Source organism: Micromonospora sp. NPDC007220, assembly GCF_040634035.1.
GTDB lineage: Bacteria > Actinomycetota > Actinomycetes > Mycobacteriales > Micromonosporaceae > Micromonospora > Micromonospora reichwaldensis.
Genome location: NZ_JBEYEU010000024.1, coordinates 38,405 through 55,938, shown reverse-complemented (window position 1 = coordinate 55,938; position 17,534 = coordinate 38,405). Strand labels below are relative to the sequence as shown.

Annotated in this window: 15 protein-coding genes; 3 read left to right on the top strand and 12 right to left on the bottom strand. The window is 75.3% G+C overall.

Annotation, left to right across the window (positions count from 1 at the left end):
* Positions 1 to 15: 15 nt before the first annotated feature.
* The 6 genes from ABZ573_RS27455 to ABZ573_RS27430 all read right to left on the bottom strand — a co-directional run bounded on the left by ABZ573_RS27455 (position 16) and on the right by ABZ573_RS27430 (position 6,232).
* Positions 16 to 237 carry a DUF2188 domain-containing protein gene (locus tag ABZ573_RS27455; RefSeq protein ID WP_225852266.1) on the bottom strand — a complete coding sequence of 74 codons (222 nt, stop codon included), beginning with the start codon at positions 235 to 237 and terminating at the stop codon, positions 16 to 18.
* A 118-nt stretch (positions 238 to 355) separates the two neighbouring features.
* Entirely contained in the window at positions 356 to 1,288 is a 933-nt protein-coding gene (locus ABZ573_RS27450; protein WP_358121890.1) for a PfkB family carbohydrate kinase, read from the bottom strand.
* A 108-nt stretch (positions 1,289 to 1,396) separates the two neighbouring features.
* A complete protein-coding gene (locus tag ABZ573_RS27445; protein ID WP_358121888.1) occupies positions 1,397 to 3,007 on the bottom strand; it encodes an asparagine synthase-related protein in 1,611 nt (536 codons plus the stop codon).
* A 4-nt stretch (positions 3,008 to 3,011) separates the two neighbouring features.
* Positions 3,012 to 3,974, bottom strand: coding sequence for a DUF5715 family protein (locus ABZ573_RS27440; protein ID WP_327028603.1), 963 nt, complete (start codon positions 3,972 to 3,974; stop codon positions 3,012 to 3,014).
* Positions 3,975 to 4,112: 138 nt separating this feature from the next.
* Positions 4,113 to 4,907, bottom strand: coding sequence for an isocitrate lyase/phosphoenolpyruvate mutase family protein (locus ABZ573_RS27435; protein ID WP_151455268.1), 795 nt, complete (start codon positions 4,905 to 4,907; stop codon positions 4,113 to 4,115).
* A 575-nt stretch (positions 4,908 to 5,482) separates the two neighbouring features.
* Positions 5,483 to 6,232 (bottom strand): winged helix-turn-helix domain-containing protein, encoded by a 750-nt coding sequence (locus tag ABZ573_RS27430; protein ID WP_358121885.1) that lies wholly within the window; start codon positions 6,230 to 6,232, stop codon positions 5,483 to 5,485.
* Between the two features lie 132 nt (positions 6,233 to 6,364).
* Here ABZ573_RS27430 and ABZ573_RS27425 point away from each other — a divergent pair, with 132 nt between their 5' ends.
* The gene (locus ABZ573_RS27425; protein ID WP_358121883.1) at positions 6,365 to 8,584 is read left to right on the top strand and encodes a family 43 glycosylhydrolase; all 2,220 of its coding nucleotides are present in this window, start codon (positions 6,365 to 6,367) and stop codon (positions 8,582 to 8,584) included.
* A 172-nt stretch (positions 8,585 to 8,756) separates the two neighbouring features.
* Here ABZ573_RS27425 and ABZ573_RS27420 read toward each other — a convergent pair whose 3' ends face one another.
* The gene (locus ABZ573_RS27420; protein WP_151453519.1) at positions 8,757 to 9,284 is read right to left on the bottom strand and encodes a 2'-5' RNA ligase family protein; all 528 of its coding nucleotides are present in this window, start codon (positions 9,282 to 9,284) and stop codon (positions 8,757 to 8,759) included.
* A 113-nt stretch (positions 9,285 to 9,397) separates the two neighbouring features.
* On the opposite strand from ABZ573_RS27420, the gene ABZ573_RS27415 reads away from it, so the two are divergent.
* On the top strand, positions 9,398 to 11,194 hold the full coding sequence (locus ABZ573_RS27415) for a DEAD/DEAH box helicase (protein WP_151453520.1): 1,797 nt from the start codon (positions 9,398 to 9,400) through the stop codon (positions 11,192 to 11,194).
* Between the two features lie 88 nt (positions 11,195 to 11,282).
* Here ABZ573_RS27415 and lon read toward each other — a convergent pair whose 3' ends face one another.
* The 5 genes from lon to ABZ573_RS27390 form a co-directional block, all read right to left on the bottom strand.
* The gene (gene lon / locus ABZ573_RS27410; RefSeq protein WP_358121881.1) at positions 11,283 to 13,613 is read right to left on the bottom strand and encodes an endopeptidase La; all 2,331 of its coding nucleotides are present in this window, start codon (positions 13,611 to 13,613) and stop codon (positions 11,283 to 11,285) included.
* A 38-nt stretch (positions 13,614 to 13,651) separates the two neighbouring features.
* A complete protein-coding gene (locus ABZ573_RS27405; RefSeq protein ID WP_327028607.1) occupies positions 13,652 to 13,909 on the bottom strand; it encodes a hypothetical protein in 258 nt (85 codons plus the stop codon).
* Positions 13,910 to 13,932: 23 nt separating this feature from the next.
* A complete protein-coding gene (locus ABZ573_RS27400; protein WP_358121879.1) occupies positions 13,933 to 15,039 on the bottom strand; it encodes a putative manganese transporter in 1,107 nt (368 codons plus the stop codon).
* Positions 15,040 to 15,106: 67 nt separating this feature from the next.
* Positions 15,107 to 15,976: a manganese catalase family protein gene (locus ABZ573_RS27395; protein ID WP_151453524.1), complete on the bottom strand. Its 870-nt coding sequence runs from the start codon at positions 15,974 to 15,976 to the stop codon at positions 15,107 to 15,109.
* Positions 15,977 to 16,062: 86 nt separating this feature from the next.
* Positions 16,063 to 16,794, bottom strand: coding sequence for a HAMP domain-containing sensor histidine kinase (locus ABZ573_RS27390; RefSeq protein WP_358121877.1), 732 nt, complete (start codon positions 16,792 to 16,794; stop codon positions 16,063 to 16,065).
* A gap of 58 nt (positions 16,795 to 16,852) precedes the next feature.
* On the opposite strand from ABZ573_RS27390, the gene ABZ573_RS27385 reads away from it, so the two are divergent.
* Entirely contained in the window at positions 16,853 to 17,494 is a 642-nt protein-coding gene (locus ABZ573_RS27385) for a response regulator transcription factor (protein ID WP_151453526.1), read from the top strand.
* The last annotated feature ends 40 nt before the right edge of the window (positions 17,495 to 17,534 follow it).

Here is a 17,534-nt window from a genome sequence, read left to right as displayed (position 1 = left end):
TCGTGGACGCGCCGGTCAGCCGGCCGGCGGGTACGGGTCGTCCTGGTAGGTGTACTCCGTCTCGATCTTGCCGTCGGACGTGTGCACGACGAGCTGGCTCGGCTCGTTGCCGTGCGCCGCCCGGCGCCCCGCCTCGACGGCGAGCTGCTTGGTGTCGAACGTGCCGACGACCTGGTTGCCCTGCTCGACCTTCCAGCCGCCGTCGTTCGGTACGACGTGGTACTGGTTGCGCTTCATGTCAGTCACCCGCCTCTCGGTCAGGTCCACCGGGATACCCGGGCCACTGAGGCGGAAAACCCTCCTCCGTGGACAAACCGTCCGCCGCCGCCGGCGTACCGTGGGAAGTGACCGCCCGTCACGTGGCCGGGATCCGGTCGAGCTGCGCGCGGATCGCCTCCGGCGTCAGCGCGGGCCGGCCGCCCGGATGGCCGACGGTCGCACCGGCCGCCGCGACCGCGTGCCGGGCGACCCGCTCCCGGGGCTCGCCGCGCAGCACGCCGAGGGTCAGCGCGGCGACGAACGCGTCTCCGGCGCCGGTGTCGTCCACGGTGGGCGTCTCGCTCAACGGCAGGAACAGCTCGCCGTCCGGCCAGACGAACGCGTTGCCCTTCCCGGCCACCTCGACGGCCAGCAGCGACGGGCCGCGACGCAGCAGCCCACGCCCGGCGGCGAGCCCCGCCTCGGCGTCGCGCGGCGCGTGGCCGGTGATCAGCTCCACCTCCTGCGCGTCGGCCCGCAGCACGTCGGCGAGGGCGAGCAGCGCGTCGGCGTCGGCCGCGTCGGTCGGCGCGCCGTCGAGCACGACCAGCCGGCCGGCCTCCCGGGCGATCCGGGCCGCGGCCAGGGCGGCCCGCGCCGGCTGCTGGAGCTGCACCAGCACGGCCCGTGCGGCCCGCAGCGCGGATGCCGCCCCGGCGACGTCGTCGCAGGTGAGCAGGGTGGCCTTGGCAACGTCCTCGAGGTAGCGCCAGTCGGCGTCGGCGTCCACGACGTCGACGATGAGCGCGGTCGGGGTGCCGGGCCGGCGCCGTACCCACTGGACGTCGATGCCGTCGGCCCGCGCCAGCGCCAGCAGCCGCTCCCCCACCTCGTCGTCGCCGACCACCCCGAGCAGACCGACGGCGGCGCCGAGCTGCGCCAGCCCGACGGCCTGGTTGGCCCCCTTGCCGCCGAGCAGCTCGCGCCGCCGCCGTACCGGGGCGGTCCCGCCGGCCTCCGGGACCTCGTCCACCCGCAGCACGAGGTCCCGCGCCAGCTGCCCGACCACCATCACGTCCAGTCCCGCCATGCCCGGAGCACTACCCGCGAGCGCCCGGGTTGATCCGCGCCGGGCGGGAGGCGTCGCCGTTGGCGAGGCGCGCCCCGGCCGACGACGCGAGGGGTGCGTGGCGCGCGGTCAACCGGGCAGCGGCGCCTCGTCGCCGCGCGTGCGGCGCGGCCCGACCAGCCGGCGCACCATCGGGGCGGCGTTCCACTTCGCCGCGCCCACCAGGTCGCGGGCGTGCTCCAGGACGGTGTAGTCGGGCCGGGCCCGGCCGTCGGCGATGGCCCGGTCCAGGTCGTTGCCGCACCGGGTCAGCACGCTGTCGAAGTCGCGGCGCACCGGTTCGAGCAGGTGGTAGCCGAACGAGCGGTGCAGCCGAGCGAAGAGCGGCTTGTAGAGCCGGGCCCGCTCATGCAGCCCCGAGGAGTACGACATCGGGTTCTTCGGCCGGCGCCGGACGTAGTCGGGCAGCAGGTCGGCAAAGGCCCGACGGACGATCCACTTCTCCTGCCCGTCGCGCATCTTCAGCCCGATCGGCAGCCGCATCGCCAGCTCGACCAGGCTCAGGTCGAGAAACGGCACGCGGGCCTCCACCCCGTGCCCCATGCTGGCCCGGTCGACGCGCTGCAACTCCGTACGGCAGAGGTTGCGGATCTTGTGCAGGAAGAGCCGGCGGGACGCCTCGGGGCCGACCTCGTGGTACATGGGGTAGCCGCCGAACAGCTCGTCGGAGCCGTCGCCGGTGAGCACCACCTTCACGCCCAGCTCCCGCAGCCGGCGGAACAGCGGCACGGTGACCACCGCGTTGATGATGTCGCCGTACTCGGTCAGCTCGGACATCCGGATGGCCTCCCGGATGTCGGCCAGCCGGATGTCGCGCGGGCGCAGCTCGACCACCTCGTGCGGCACCCCCAGGTCCTTCGCGAGCCGCCGCGCGTACGCGACGTCGGGGCTGTCGGGCACGCCGACCGTGACCGCGACGCAGTCGGGGTGCATCTCGCGCACGTGCAGCAGGGCCAGCGAGCTGTCCAGCCCGCCGGAGAGCACCACCCCGACGGTGAGGTCGGTGTCCACCCGCATCCGGATGCTGTCGGTGAGGGCAGCACGGACGAGCAGGGCGGCCTCGTCCGGGTCGTCCACCACCGGCAGCCCGTCGCCGAGGGTGAGCAGGTCGACGTACGCGCGCAGCCGGACCGGCCCGTCGGGCTCGACCCAGCCGTGGTGCCCGGGCGGCACCTCGACGATCGGCACGCGGTGCCCGACCAGCGCCTTGACCTCGCTGGCGACGTGCAGGCAGCCGGGCGTCCGGGCCCAGTACAACGGCTTGACGCCGAGCGGGTCCCGGACCAGGTAGGCCCGGCCGGTGGCCCGTTCCACGACGGCGAAGGCGTACTCGCCGCGCAGCCGGGTCACCATGCCCTCGCCCCACCGCAGGAACGCGGCGAGCACCACCTCGGTGTCGCCGGTGCCGCGGAAGCGGTGTCCCAGCCGGACCAGTTCCGCGCGCAGCTCGGGGTGGTTGAAGACCTCGCCGTTGTAGCAGAGCAGCCACCGCTCGTCGGCGGAGGCCCACGGCTGCACGGCGCGTTCGCGGTCCACGATCGGCAGCCGACGGGTGCCGGTGAGCAGGCCGTTCTCGTAGCGGGTCTCGGTGACCTCGCCGCGCGGGGCGAGGGTGGCGAGCATCCGCCGGAAGATCGTCGGATCGGCCTCGGGGCCCAGGCTCAACGCGATGCCACACATCGGCTCAGACCCCCATCTCGGCTTCGTACGCCCGACGCAGCCGCCGCCGCGCCGCCGGCGCGAGGCACAGGTGCCACGCCTGCCCCTCGTCGACCACGTTGACCTCGCCGGCCCGCTGCCGTGCCAGCAGCAGCTCGGCCAGGGTGTCCCGCGCGCCGAAGCGGCCGAACCACTCCATCTCGACGTCGACCGCCCAGCCGAGGCAGTGCCCGCTGGGCAACATGGCCGCGTACCCGAGTCGGCGCAGCCGGTGCTGGTGCTCGGCGCTGCGGACCAGGCTGGTCACCCACAGCGGCGGCGTGGCGGGCGGGGTGCTGGCGGCGAACTGCCGGGCGATGTCGTTGAGCAGCGCCACCATCTCGCGGCGGGCCCGCCGGAACCGCAGTCCGGCGGTGCGCGGCGTGGCGTCGGGCCGCAGCCGGCGCCGCACCGCCCGCAGCCCGCGGCGGAGCAGCGTCCGCGGCTGCTCGGTGTAGCGGAAGTTCAGCAGGTCCCGGCGGCGCAGCCACTCCAGGTCGACCAGGTCGGGGCTGGCGTCCACCTGGGCGTCGGTGAGGTAGGTCGGGGTGTCGCGCCACCACATCACGTCGACGCGGGAGAGCAGGTAGATCCGGACCAGCGCGGTGAGGTCGGCGGCGGAGCTGCGCGCGTTGGGCTGGTAGCGGGCCATCTCCAGCAGCAGCGTCTCGCGGGCGCCGATCAGCCCCTGCGGGGTGGCGTCGAGCACGGCGGCGATCGCGGGCTCGCGCAGCCGGTCGTCGATCAGCACCTGCCGGGCGGCGGTGCAGGACGCGCCGGCCAGGGCGCCGACCTCGACCAACAGCTCGGCCACGGCGGCCCGGTAGGCGTCGAGGTCCGGCGTTGCGGCGGGCCGCGTCGGGGTGGAGAACGCGCGCCGCCGGGCCGGGGCGGCGGGTGTGACGGAGGAGCCGGGCTGCTGTCCCGGGCTACGGCTGGGCACTCGCATGGTCGGGTCCTCTCTCCCGTCACGGCATCACTGTGCATCGCCCTGCACACACCGTAATCAGACTGGACGGGAGAAGTCCGAACAATCCTCCTATCTACTCCTTCGGAACGCACGGCGGTCACCGCCGCGCACGAAGGGTCACGGTCGGGACGCCCCGCTCAACCGCTGCACCTCGACGTACGAGGGCGGTTCCGCGCGCGGCGCGGCGCCGGACCGGACGGCGTCCAGGGCGTCCAGCGCGGCGCCCAGCGCGGCCCGGAACAGCAGCGAGCCCGTGCTCACCCGGGCCACGCCGAGCGCCCGCAGCTCGTCGAGGGTGGGCCCGCCCGGCCGGTGCAGCACGTTCAGCGGCGCGTCGATCCCCGCCACGAGCGCGGCGACGGTGGCGGCGTCCGGCGCCCCGGGCACGAAGATCCCGTCCGCCCCGGCGGCCAGGTAGGCGCGGGCCCGGCGCAGGGCCTCCGGCAGGGGATCGGGCGTGCCGAGCCACCACGGGTCGGTGCGGGCGTTGACGAACAGGTCGGGCGCCGCGGCCTTGATGGCGGCCACCTTCGCCGCCGCCAGCTCGGGCGGGTCGAGAGTGCCGTCCGCCCGCCCGTCCTCGACGTTCACCCCCACCACGCCGAGCGCGGCCAGCTCCGCCGCCAGCCCGGCGACGACCGCCGGGTCGTCGGCGTACCCCGCCTCCACGTCAACGGTCACCAGCACCGGCAGCGGGCGCAGCGCCCGGGCCAGGCGGAGGTTCTCCGCCCGGGTGGCGGCCGCCGCGTCCGGCACGCCGGCGGCAGCGGCGACCCCCAGGCTGGTGGTGCCGACCGCCGGGTACCCGCGCGCCGCGAACGCGGCGGCGCTGGCGTGGTCCCAGGCGTTGGGCAGCAGCAGCGGCCGGGCGGCGCGGTGCAGGGCGTGGAAGGCGGCGCAGCGCGCGTTCATCCGGGTTCCACCTCGATCATGGTCGGGCCCCGTGGGGCCGGCGACGGTCGTCTCCCGGCGACGGTAGGGCCGGAACCCTACGGCGCCCGCCGAAACGTCGGCTGCCGGCGTGTGCGCTGCCGGCGCGGTACGGGCCACCGGACCACTGCACGGATCGTCGCTATCGGTCGACGCCAGCCAGGCCGTCACTATGCGTGACATTCAGCGCGGCCGGCCATCATGCCTCCGGCCCCTTTGCTCTGCATCCACATACGCAACAGCTACTGACGGTCAACGAGACTCGCGCCCTCGATCATCTCGCCTCTTCGAATCTCCCAGATCAGCCCGGTGGTGCGTCGAGGAATGCAGAGCAAAGGGCGCACAGGGCACCGGGCTGCCGGGACGTCGACAGTTACAACAAGTGACCAACCCGACCGTCACGAACGGTAACGACGGCGGCGACCGGCTCCCTCGCCGTCCGTCTCAAGGAATGAGGTCAGGGCCGTCTCCAGACATCGCCAACTGCATCGAGAAACGAGGTCCGAAGGCGCCGAAAGGAGTCGGACGAGGGCGCGACCCGGTCAGGCGCGGCCCCCTCAGGCGCGCCCGCTGCCGCGGTCGGGCGCGGTCGCGGGCGGCGCGAGGTCGGCCGGGGCCAGACCGAGTGCGGCGGCCAGCGCCGGAGCACCGTCCGGGGTCAGCCGGACCTCCCGTCCGCCGCCGCGGGTCAGCCAGCCCGCCTCGAAGAAGCGGGCGTACAGCGCCGCGCCCAACGCGCCGGCGAGGTGCGGCCGACGCTCGGTCCAGTCCAGGCAGTCGCGCACCAGCGGACGGCGGACGGCCCGCAGCGGCGCGACCGGCACCCCCAGCTCCGCCAACCAGGCCCGCCCGGCCGAGGTGAGCGCCGGCCCGCCGGCGCCGTCGAGCAGCCCGCGCGCGAGCAGCCTGTCACGCAGCAGCACCCCGAGGTGCCCGGCCAGGTGGTCGTAGCAGGTGCGGGCGTACGCCAGGGCGGCGCCGGCACGGGCGGCGCGCAGCGAACGGGCCGGCTCGGACCGCCCGGGCGCGTAGCCAGCCAGATCCTCGACCAACTGGGCCGCCGAGGGACCGGCGAGCTGGACGTAGCGGTGTCGTCCCTGCCGATGCTCGACCAACAGCCCGCCCCGGACGAGCCGGGTGAGGTGATCGCTGGCGGTGGACGGGGCCACCCCGGCGAGCCGGGCCAGCTCCCCCGCCGTCCACGCCCGGCCGTCGAGCAGAGCCAGGCAGATGCGGGCCCGGGTGTCGTCGGCGAGCAGGGCGGCGAGCCGGGCCAGGGCCCGGCCGTCCGGCGCGGGGATGGTCACGGACACCATGCTGGCACGGGCACCCTGCGGCCGGCACCGAAGCTTCGCCACTCCTTTACAACGTTGTATCCAACGTTGTACAAACGGACACGCACCGATCCTGATCGAACTCCCGCACCCGAGGCAGGTCTGATGCGACATCTCCGCCGCGCCGGGGCGCTCGCCGCCGTCGTCGGTCTGGTCCTGGCCGCGACGGCGTCCGCGCCGGCCGCCGCCGCACCCGAGCCCCGCTACCGCAACCCCGTCTCGGCCGGGTTCGCCGACACCTTCGCCGACCCCGTGATCGTCCGCGGTGAGGACGGTTTCTGGTACGCCTACGGCACCACCGACCCGCTGCGCGAGGGCGAGGGGACGTTCCACGGGGTCCCGATCGCCCGCTCGGCCGACCTGGTCGGTTGGACGTACGTCGGGGACGCCTTCGGCGCCGGCCAACGCCCGGCGTACGCGGCTCCCGGCGCCGGCTTCTGGGCCCCCGACGTGCGCCGGGTCGGCGATCGCTGGGTCATGTACGTGACCGTCACCGACACGACCGTGTCCCCCGACGGGGGTGACTTCGCCGTCGGGGCGGCCACCGCGCCCACCCCGACCGGCCCGTGGACCTTCGCCGACGAGCCCGTGGTCGCGCCCCGCCCCGGCGGTGGCGGGGGCTGGCTGTGGACCATCGACCCGAGCCAGTTCACCGACGTCGACGGCAGGCACTACCTCTACCACGGCAGCTACTACGGCGGCATCTCGGTGACCGAGCTCTCCGCCGACGGGCTTCGCGCCGTCGGCTCACCCACCCTGGTCGCCGTCGACAACAAGTTCGAGGGCAGCCACGTGGTGCGCCACGACGGCTGGTACTACCTGTTCGCCTCCACGGCAAACTGCTGCGCCGGCCCGGCCACCGGCTACTCCGTGCACGTCGGCCGGTCCCGCGACCCGCGCGGGCCGTTCGTCGACCGCGACGGCGTCGCGCTGACCGCCTCCCGGGCCGGCGGCACGCCGGTGCTCACCCAGAACGGCAACCGGTGGATCGGCACCGGCCACAACGGCTTCCTCACCGACCTCTCCGGCCAGGACTGGATCGTCTACCACGCGATCGACCGCGCCGACCCGTACCTGGACGAGCCGTTCGGCATCAACGAGCGGCCGATGCTGCTGGACCGCCTCGACTGGATCGACGGCTGGCCGACGGTGAACGCCGGTGCCGGCCCCTCCGAGGGCCCCCGGCCCGCGCCGGTCACCACCGGCCGGGTGGACGAGCGCTTCGACGCCGGGCTGGCCGGCTGGCGACTCGGCTCCGGGGACTGGCGGGTCGCCGACGGCCGACTCACCGGCAGCGGCGCGCTGACCAGCCGTACGACCGTGGGCGGGGACCTGCGGGCGGAGGCCGACCTGCGGCTTCCCGCCGCCGGGACGGCTGGTCTCACGCTCGGCGACCGGGTCTCGGTGCGGGTGGACGCCGCCGCCGGCCGGCTGGTCGCCGCCGACGGCGGGCGCACCGCGAGCGCGCCGCTGCCCGCCGGCTTCGACGCCGCGGCCGGGCACCACCTCGCCGTCGAGGTACGCGGCCGGGACCTGGTGGCCGAGCTGAGCCCGGCCCGGCTCGGCGACCAGCTGGCGGCGGTGTCGCTGCGGCTGGCGCGGCCGGTGGCCGGGCGGCTCACGCTCACCGCGACCGGCGGGGCCGCCGGGTTCGACAACGTCAGCGTCGCCCGGCTGCACCGGCCGGTGCGCCACGCCGTCGCCGAACCGCGGGCGGGCCGCCTGCTGCCGGCGTTCTCCGACGAGTTCACCGGGGGGCTGGACCCGGCGTGGCGGTGGGTCCGGCCGGACCCGGCGGCCACCGTGTCCGGCGGGGCGCTGCGCTGGCCGGTGCAGGGCGCCGACCTGACCGGCACCGGCAACACCGCCGGCGTGCTGCTGCGCGACGCGCCGGGCGGCGACTACATCGTGGAGACGAAGGTGACCCTGGACCTCGGCGAGGAGACCGTCCGCAACTACCAGCAGGCCGGGCTGGTCGCCTACGTCGACGACGACCGCTTCGCCCGGCTGGCGCAGGTCGCGATCTGGAACACCAGGCAGGTGGAGTACGGCTACGAGCTGCCCTTCGCCGGCCAGCCGGTCTACGGCGGCAACATCGTCGGCACCCCGGCGACCACCACCTGGCTGCGGCTGGCGCACCGGGTCGACCCGGCCACCGGCGAGCACGAGTTCCGGGCCGGCTCCAGCCGGGACGGGCGGAACTGGACGTGGGGCGGGGTGTGGACCTTCCCGGCCGACACCACCCCCCGGATCGGGCTGGTCGCGCACGGCGGAGCCGACCCGGCGGTCACCGCGCACTTCGACTACCTGCGCTTCCACCGCTGACCCCCGCACGATCGGGCCCCCGCCGGACGGCGGGGGCCCGATCCCGTTCCCGGCGCCTGGCGGCGGGGCACCCCGGCGGTCACGTGCGGCGCCCGGCGGCGGGGCCGGCACGGCACGCCTGGCGGTCACGTGCGGCGGGCCGGCGGCGGGGCCGGGGCGGCACGCCTGGCGGTCACGTGCGGCGGCCGGCGCCGCCGAGCGGGCTGACCGTCCGGCTCTGTCCGTCGTAGCTGCGCCCGGCGACGAAGGCCCCGTCGGGGCGGTCGACGCCCGCCACCGCGCGGGCCAGCCGGCGATCGGCGTCGCGGAAGCGCAGCGCCAGGCTCAGGTGCGGACGCCAGTGCCCCGGCGCGTGCCAGGGACGCTGCCCCGGGGCCCCGGCGAGGACGTCCCAGACCGACGCGTGCAGGGCGGTCAGCTCCGGCGACGGGTGCACCAGCCACACCAGCGGGGCGCTGCCGTCGAGCACCGCGATCCGGTCCAGCCGCACGGGCAGCGGCAGCCCCGCGTCGAACAGGTCGGCCAGCCGCCGCTGCGCGCCGGGCGGGAACTCGTCGACCGCGGCGAGGGTCAGGTGCGGCCGGTTCGTCGGATGGGCGTTGCGGGCCAGGCTGGGCAGCCCCACCGCGGCCAGCCGCTCCCAGGCGCCGCGCACGGCGGCCTCCAGGTCGGGCGAGCAGACCAGTTCGACCGTACGCACGCCGCCAGGCTAGCCCGCCGGAGCACGGCGACGGGCGCCCGCCGGACCCGCGCGGGTGCTCGTTGTGCCGGTCGGCGAAACGGCGTCGCGGCGGTGATGAAAAGCTTGACGGCATGAGTTCCGCACCCGTACGGCACGACCCGCCCACCGAGCCCGGCCCCGACGCCCTCGACGACACGAGCCCCTTCGCGGACCTCGGACTACGCGCCGAGCTGCTGGGCGCGCTGACCGCCCTGGGCTACGAGGAGCCCACTCCGATCCAGCGGGAGGCCATCCCACCCCTGCTGGCCGGTCGGGACCTGCTGGGCCAGGCCGCGACGGGTACGGGCAAGACGGCCGCCTTCGCGCTGCCGCTGTTGCAGCGGATGCCCGACGACCGGCCCGGCGGCGCCCCGGTGGCGCTCGTGCTGGTGCCCACCCGCGAGCTCGCGGTGCAGGTCTCCGAGGCGTTCCACCGCTACGGCAAGGACCTGGGCGCGCGGGTGCTGCCGATCTACGGCGGGCAGCCGATCGGCCGGCAGCTGCGCGCCCTGGACCTCGGGGTCGACGTCGTGGTCGCCACCCCGGGCCGCGCGCTGGACCACATCGCCCGGGGCACGCTCGACCTGGGCTCGCTGGCCACGGTGGTGCTCGACGAGGCCGACGAGATGCTCGACATGGGCTTCGCCGAGGACATCGAGGCGATCCTGGAGCACGCGCCGGAGCAGCGCCAGACGGTGCTCTTCTCGGCGACGATGCCGGCGCGCATCGACGGGCTGGCCCGCAAGCACCTGACCGACCCGGTACGCATCCTCATCGCTCGCGAGCAGCCGGTGGCCGGCGAGGCGCCCCGGGTGCGGCAGAGCGCGTACATCGTCGCCCGGGCGCACAAGCCGGCGGCGCTGGGCCGGGTGCTGGACGTCGAGTCCCCCACGGCGGCGATCGTCTTCTGCCGCAGCCGCGAGGAGGTCGACCGGCTCACCGAGACCATGAACGGCCGGGGCTACCGGGCCGAGGCGCTGCACGGCGGGATGAGCCAGGAGCAGCGCGACCGGGTGATGGGCCGGCTGCGCACGGGCACCGCGGACCTGCTGGTGGCCACCGACGTGGCCGCCCGCGGCCTGGACGTCGAGCAGCTCACCCACGTGGTCAACTACGACGTCCCGTCGGCCCCCGAGTCGTACGTGCACCGCATCGGCCGGGTCGGCCGGGCCGGGCGGGAGGGCGTGGCGATCACCCTCGCCGAGCCGCGCGAGCACCGGATGCTCAAGACCATCGAGCGGGTCACCGGCCAGCGCATCGCCATCGACAAGATCCCGACGGTGGCGGACATGCGCACCCGGCGGTTGGAGCTGACCCAGGGCGCCCTGCGGGAGAGCCTGCTGGAGGACGACCTCGACCCGTACCGGGCGATCGTCGAGTCGTTGACCGACGAGTTCGACCTGGTGGAGGTGGCCCTCGCGGCGGTGAAGCTGGCACACGAGGCGACGTCGCCGGGCTCGGACGACGAGGAGGAGATCCCCCAGGTCCCCGTCCGGGGCCCGCGTGAGGGGCGGCCGGAGGCCGGTGGCCGGGGCGAGCGCCGGGGCGGTGCCCGGCCCCGCACCGGCGGCACCACCCAGGTCTTCATCGGGCTGGGCCGGCGCGCCGGGGTCCGCCCGCAGGACCTGGTGGGCGCGATCACCGGCGAGACGGGGGTCAGCGGCCGGGACATCGGCTCGATCGAGATCGCCGACCGGTTCTCGCTGGTGGAGGTGCCCCAGAGCATCGCCGACGAGGTGATCGCCGGGCTGCGTGGCAGCACCATCAAGGGCCGCAAGGCGACCGTACGCCGGGACCGTGACGGCGACGGCGGCGGCGAGCGCCGCTTCGACGGGGCCGACCGGCGCGAGCGCCGCGACCGGGACTTCGACCGCCGCGACCGCCGCTAGGACGGTGTGGGCAGGGGCCTTCCCCTTCCCGCGCCCTGGACGAAGGAAGGGGCCCCTGCCGCGTGGCGGGGGCCCCTTCCTCGACGCCTCAGGCGGCGGCGAGCGCCGGGTCGGGGCGGGTGTCGGCGTCGGCCGGGCGCAGCGCCAGGGCGAGCACGTCGGCGACGTCGGCCAGGGTGTGCACGGTCAGCGCCTCCCGGACCTCGGCGGGCAGGTCGTCGAGGTCCGGCTCGTTGCGGGCCGGGATGATCACCTCGGTCAGACCGGCCCGGTGGGCGGCGAGCAGCTTCTGCTTCACCCCGCCGATGGGCAGCACCCGGCCGGAGAGGGTCACCTCGCCGGTCATCCCGAACTCGGGCCGCACGGGCCGGCCGCTGGCCAGCGACGCGAGGGCGGTGACCATGGTGATACCGGCGCTGGGGCCGTCCTTGGGCACCGCGCCCGCCGGCACGTGCAGGTGGATCCGCCGCCCGGCGAGGGCGTTCGGGTCGAGTCCGAGCCGGCGCCCGTTGGAGCGCAGGTACGACAGCGCGATGTGCGCCGACTCCTTCATGACGTCGCCGAGCTGGCCGGTCAGGGTCAGCCCCGGCTCGCCGTCCATGCTGGTGGCCTCGATGAAGAGCACGTCGCCGCCCGCGCCGGTGACGGCCAGGCCGGTGGCCACGCCGGGCACCGCCGTCCGCTCCGCCGATTCCGGGGTGAACTTCGGCCGCCCGAGGTAGGTGGCGAGGTTGTCGGTGTCGACGCGGACCGGCGCCGGGTCGGTCGCCAGGGTCACCGCGACCTTGCGCAGGATCTTCGCGAGCGCCCGTTCGAGCTGCCGTACGCCGGCCTCGCGGGTGTACTCGCCCGCGATCCGGGCGAGGGCGTCGTCGGCGACGCCGACCTCCTCGGCGGTGAGCCCGGCCCGTTCCCGCTGCCGGGGCAGCAGGTGGTCGCGGGCGATGGCGACCTTCTCCTCCTCCGTGTAGCCGTCGAGGGTGACCAGCTCCATCCGGTCCAGCAGCGGCCCGGGGATGGCCTCCACCACGTTGGCGGTGGCCAGGAAGAGCACGTCGGACAGGTCGAGGTCGACCTCGAGGTAGTGGTCGCGGAAGGTGTGGTTCTGCGCCGGGTCGAGCACCTCCAGCAGGGCGGCGGCCGGGTCGCCGGAGTAGCCGGCGGCGAGCTTGTCGACCTCGTCGAGGAGCACGACCGGGTTCATCGAGCCGGCCTCGCGCAGGGCGCGCACGATGCGGCCGGGCAGCGCGCCGACGTAGGTGCGCCGGTGGCCGCGGATCTCGGCCTCGTCGCGGACACCGCCGAGGGACACCCGGACGAAGTTGCGGCCGAGCGCGCGGGCGATCGACTCGCCGAGGCTGGTCTTGCCGACGCCGGGCGGGCCGGCGAGGGCGAGCACCGCGCCGGAGCCCCGGCCGCCGACGACGCCGAGGTTGCGCTCGGCCCGCCGGTTGCGCACGGCGAGGTACTCCAGGACGCGGTCCTTCACGTCGGCCAGGCCGGCGTGGTCGGCGTCGAGCACGGCGCGGGCCGCGGCCAGGTCGGTGTCGTCCTCGGTACGGGTGCCCCACGGCATCTCCAGCACCGTGTCGAGCCAGGTCCGGATCCAGCCGGCCTCCGGGGAGGCGTCGCTGGCGCGTTCCAGCTTGCCGACCTCGCGCAGCGCCGCCTCGCGGACCTTGTCGGGCAGGTCGGCGGTCTCCACGCGGGCCCGGTAGTCGGCGGAGCCGTCCGGCTCGTCCTCGCCGAGTTCCTTGCGGATGGCGGAGAGCTGCTGGCGGAGCAGGAACTCCCGCTGGGACTTCTCCAGCCCTTCGCGGACGTCGGTGCTGATCTGCTCGGCGATCTCCTGCTCGGCCAGGTGGTCCTTCACCCAGCCGACGAGCAGTTCCAGCCGGGCGGTGACGTCCGGCGCGGCGAGCAGCTCGGTCTTCTGGGCGAGGCTGAGCCAGGAGACGTAGCCGGCCGAGTCGGCCAGCTCGGAGAGGTCGGTCATCCGCTCGATGGCGTCGATGACCTGCCAGGCGCCGCGCTGCTGGAGCACGGACGTCATGAGGGCGCGGTACTCGCGGGCGAGTTCGCGGGCGCGGCCGGCGGGGGCGGGTTCGTCGAGTTCGGTCGCCTCGACCCAGAGGGCGGCGCCGGGCCCGGGTACGCCGGAGCCGATCCGGGCGCGGGACAGGCCGCGGATGACGGCGGCCGGTTCGCCGCTGGGCAGCCGGCCGACCTTCTCGATGGTGGCGACCGCGCCGACGGGGCCGTACTCGCCGTCGAGGCGGGGCACGGCGAGCAGCTTGTGGTCACCGGTGGCGCGGGCCGCGTCGACGGCGGCCTGGGTGGTCGGGTCGAGGGTCACCGGGATGACCATGCCGGGCAGGAGCACGGCGTCGGTCAGGGGAAGTACCGGGAGAGTTGCCATCGAACACCTGCTATCGCGTTGAGTTGAGCGTGTCCAACTCAAGTAACAAATCGTTCCCCTTGTTCCGGGCTGTGACCCAGGCCACCTCCGCCCGTGGGACGGCGCTGCGGGCGCAGCAGCTCGCGCGCCAGGCCGCCGCCCCCGGCGACCGCCACGGCGAGCGGGATCGCCAGGCAGGTCAGCGCCAGCGCGGCGACGGTCCAGCCCGGCAGGCCGGCCACCGCGGCGACGCCGGTCAGCACGGCGAAGACGAGGAGCTTGCGACGGGTGCGGGCGATCGGGATCGCGACGGACATCGGGACCTCCCCTCCGTACGGGATCAGAGCAGGACGGGCAGGGCGGCGCCGACGGCTGCCGCCGGCACGGTGGTGACGACGGTGGCGAGCGCCGCCGAGTGCCGGCGCAGCGCGGCGAGCGGGATCAGCGCGTCGCCGTCCTGGCTGATCGCGTTGGCGACCAGGGTGGGCAGCGGCAGGCCGCCGCTGACGTACAGGCCGGTGAAGACGATCTGCACCGCGCACCCGGGGATGAGGCCGATGCCGGCGCCGACCAGCACGCCGACGAGCCCGGTGAGGGCGAGCTGGGAGCCGTCGAAGCCCGTCGTGGTGGTCACCACCTGCCAGCCCAGGTACGCCACGGCCACCCAGACGGTGACGAAGGACGCCTCGTGCGCGCTGTGCCGCAACGTCTCCCGCAGCGAGCGGGGCTGCGCGGTCTCCAGGCTGTCGTCGGCCAGCTTCCCCCGCCCTCCGGCGAAGATCAGCGCCGCGGTGAGCGTGCCGAGCACTCCCAGCGCCAGGTACGGGTCGACGCCCCCGAAGGATCGGGTCAGCGCGCCCGGGTCGACCAGTTGGAAGACCACCGGCACCGACACCGCGAACGCCGGCGTGGTCAGCCCCCAGAACGCCGTGGACGCCGGTACGCGGGGCAGCAGCCCGCCGAGCAGCCGCCGCGCGCCGGCGAGGTCCGGCCCGCCCGCGGCGGCCAGGCCGGCCGGCGCGGGCGCGGCGGCGACCCGGTGGTTGACCGCGCGGGCCGGGTCGATGCCGAGCGCGTCGACGACGTACCCGGTCACCAGGCCGACCGCGAAGAGCAGCGCGTGGATCTTGAGGGCGAACACGGGGTTCCAGGCGAGCACCACCCACGACGAGTCCCCCATGGTGGCCGCCAGGGCCGCGACCACGGTGCCGAAGGAGACCTTCCCCCGGGCGTAGAGCGGCATCAGGATGATCGCCCCGCCGCAGCCGGGGCTGACGCCCAGCAGCGCGCCGACCAGCGGACCGAGCCGGGGCCGGCTGGTGAGCCCGTCGGTGACCCGGTCGCCGTGGCGCCAGCGCAGCCAGCCGAAGAGCGCCACCATGACGGCGACGTAGACACCCACCTGCATGAACGCGTCCGCGAGCGGGCGGAGCACGAGTTCGGTCACGGCACACCTCCTCCGGTACGGCGCCGCCGGGCCGTCCGCCGCTCGCGGACGACCCGGCGCGACGGCGTCAGGTGAGCTTGCTCTTGACCTTGTTGACGGCGCCCTTGGCGAGGCCCGGGTTCGTGCCGTAGAGCCGCGGGTCGCCGGGCGGCAGGACCGGCTCGGGCGCGTGCGCGCGCGGGCTGTGGTCGTAGCGGAACTCGCCCTTGCCGTCGGGCGCCGGCCCGGACGCCCAGCGCCCCTCCGACGCGTCGGTGCCCGGCGAGAAGTCCAGGTACGTGTAGCTGAACTGCTCGGTGAACTCCTTGGAGTCCGGGAACGCGTCGGGCACCGGCATCTCCTCCAGGCCGTCCTCCTTGAGCTGCTCGATGGCCGCCATCCACATGTTCTGGTGCATGGTGTCGCGGGCCAGCAGGAAGCGCAGCATGTTCTTGACCCCGGGGTCGTCGGTCATGTTGAACAGCCGGGCCACCTGGAGCCGGCCCTGCGCCTCAGCGGTGACGTTGAGCTGGAAGTCGGCCATCAGGTTGCCGCTGGCGGTGATGAAGGCGCCGTTCCAGGGCACGCCGTTGCTGTCGGTCGGCAGCGCTCCGCCGCCGCCGTGGATGAAGTGCGCCGGGTTCGACCCGCCGTAGATCGCGCCCACCATCGGGTTGTCGGCGGCGGCCTCCTGCAACGACAGCGGCGCGTTCTCCAGCAGCCGGGTGATCATCGTGGCGATCATCTCGACGTGGCCCATCTCCTCGGTGCCGACGTCGAGGAAGAGGTCCTTGTACTTGCCGGGCAGGCGGCAGTTCCAGCCCTGGTAGAGGTACTGGTTGGCGACGGTCATCTCGCCCCACTTGCCGCCCAGGATCTCCTGGAGCCGGCGGGCGAACGCGGCGTCCGGGCCGTCCGGCTTAGCCTCGAACTGCAGATCCTTCATGTGGCTGAACACGTGTCCTCCTCGGTGCCGGTCGGGCTGTCACCGGGGCGGTTCCCGCGACGGCCGGCCCTATCGGGCCAACCGGCGGCCCGACGGGGTCAACCTGTCGCGGGGAACGCGGGCAGCACCACCTCGAGGGCCACCCCGCGCGGTCGCAGCCGGTGCAGGCGCAGCCGTCCGCCGTCGGCGGCGAGCAGCCGCCGGACGATCCACAGCCCCAGCCCGGAGGCCCCGGCGGCGGGAGCGGGCCGGCGCAGCGCCTCGACGAGGGTCGGGTCGACCCGACCCTCGTCGGTGACGACGATGCGCAGACCGGAGCGGCCGAGCGCGGCGTGGATGCCGACGCGGCCCTCGGCCGGACCGTGCCGCAGCGCGTTCTCCACCAGGTTGGTCACCACCTGCCGGGTCCGCCGCCGCGGCACCGGGCAGCCCCCGGCCCGCCGCGTCACCCCGGTCAGCCGCCGGTGCGGGGGCACGAGGGCCGCCGCACCGCGCAGGACCTGCGCCAACGGCGCCGCCGGGTCCGCCGCCGGCGCGAGGGCCCCGGTGCCGGCGGCGGCGTCCCGCAGCAGGCCCTGCAGGTGTACGGCCTGCTCGTGGGCCAGTGCCGTGATGGCGCGCCGGTCGTCGCCGGTGAGCGGGAGCCTCTCGTCGGCGAGCGCCCGGGTGAGCGAGGTGAGGGCGCTGACCGGGGTGCGGAACTCGTGGCAGAGCACGCGCAGCAGCAGTTCCGGGTCGGTGTCCAGGGCCGCCGGGTCGGCCGGACCGGGTTCGGGCCCTGCCCACGGGAGCAGCCGCAACGGTCCCCGCCCCCCGTGCCGTCCGCGCATCCGCCCGACCTCCCTCGTTCGGCCGCATGATCGGTACCCGCTCGGGAACGGACCAGGCATGCCCGCTCCCCCCGCCGTCCGGTTGGCCGTCGTGGACGACCACCCGCTGTTCGTCCGCGGGCTGGAACTGCTGCTGCCGGCCACGACCGACGGGCGGGCGGAGGTGGTGGGCTCCACCGGCGACGCGTCGGCCGCCGCCTCGCTGGTCAGCCGCTGCCTGCCCGACCTGGCGCTGGTCGACCTGCACATGCCGCCCCCGGGCGGGATCCGGGCCGTGGCGGCGATCCGGCGCACCACGCCTCGGGTGCGGGTGGTGGCCATGTCGGGCGCGGAGGACCCGGCTCCCGCCCTGGAGGCGCTGCGCGCCGGCGCCGAGGCCTTCCTGCCCAAGACCGCCGAGCCGGAGGAACTGCTGCCCCCGCTACTGGCCGTCCTCGACGGCTGGGCGGTGCTGCCGGGGCACCTGCTCCGTGCGTTGCTGCGTACCGGCCGGGCGACCCCGGTCGATCTGGACGACGAGGAACGGGCGATGCTCAAGGCCATAGCGGCGGGCCGCAGCACCGTCGAGATCGCCGAACGGATGCACGTCTCGGAACGCACCGTGAAGCGGATGACCGCCGCGCTGCTGCGGAAGTTGCGGGTCTCCACCCGCGCCGAGGCGGCGGCGCTCGCCGGTCACGCCGGTCTGCTCGGCGACTGACCCCGGGCTTTGCGCCGAGCCGTTTTCCCGCGATAACGCG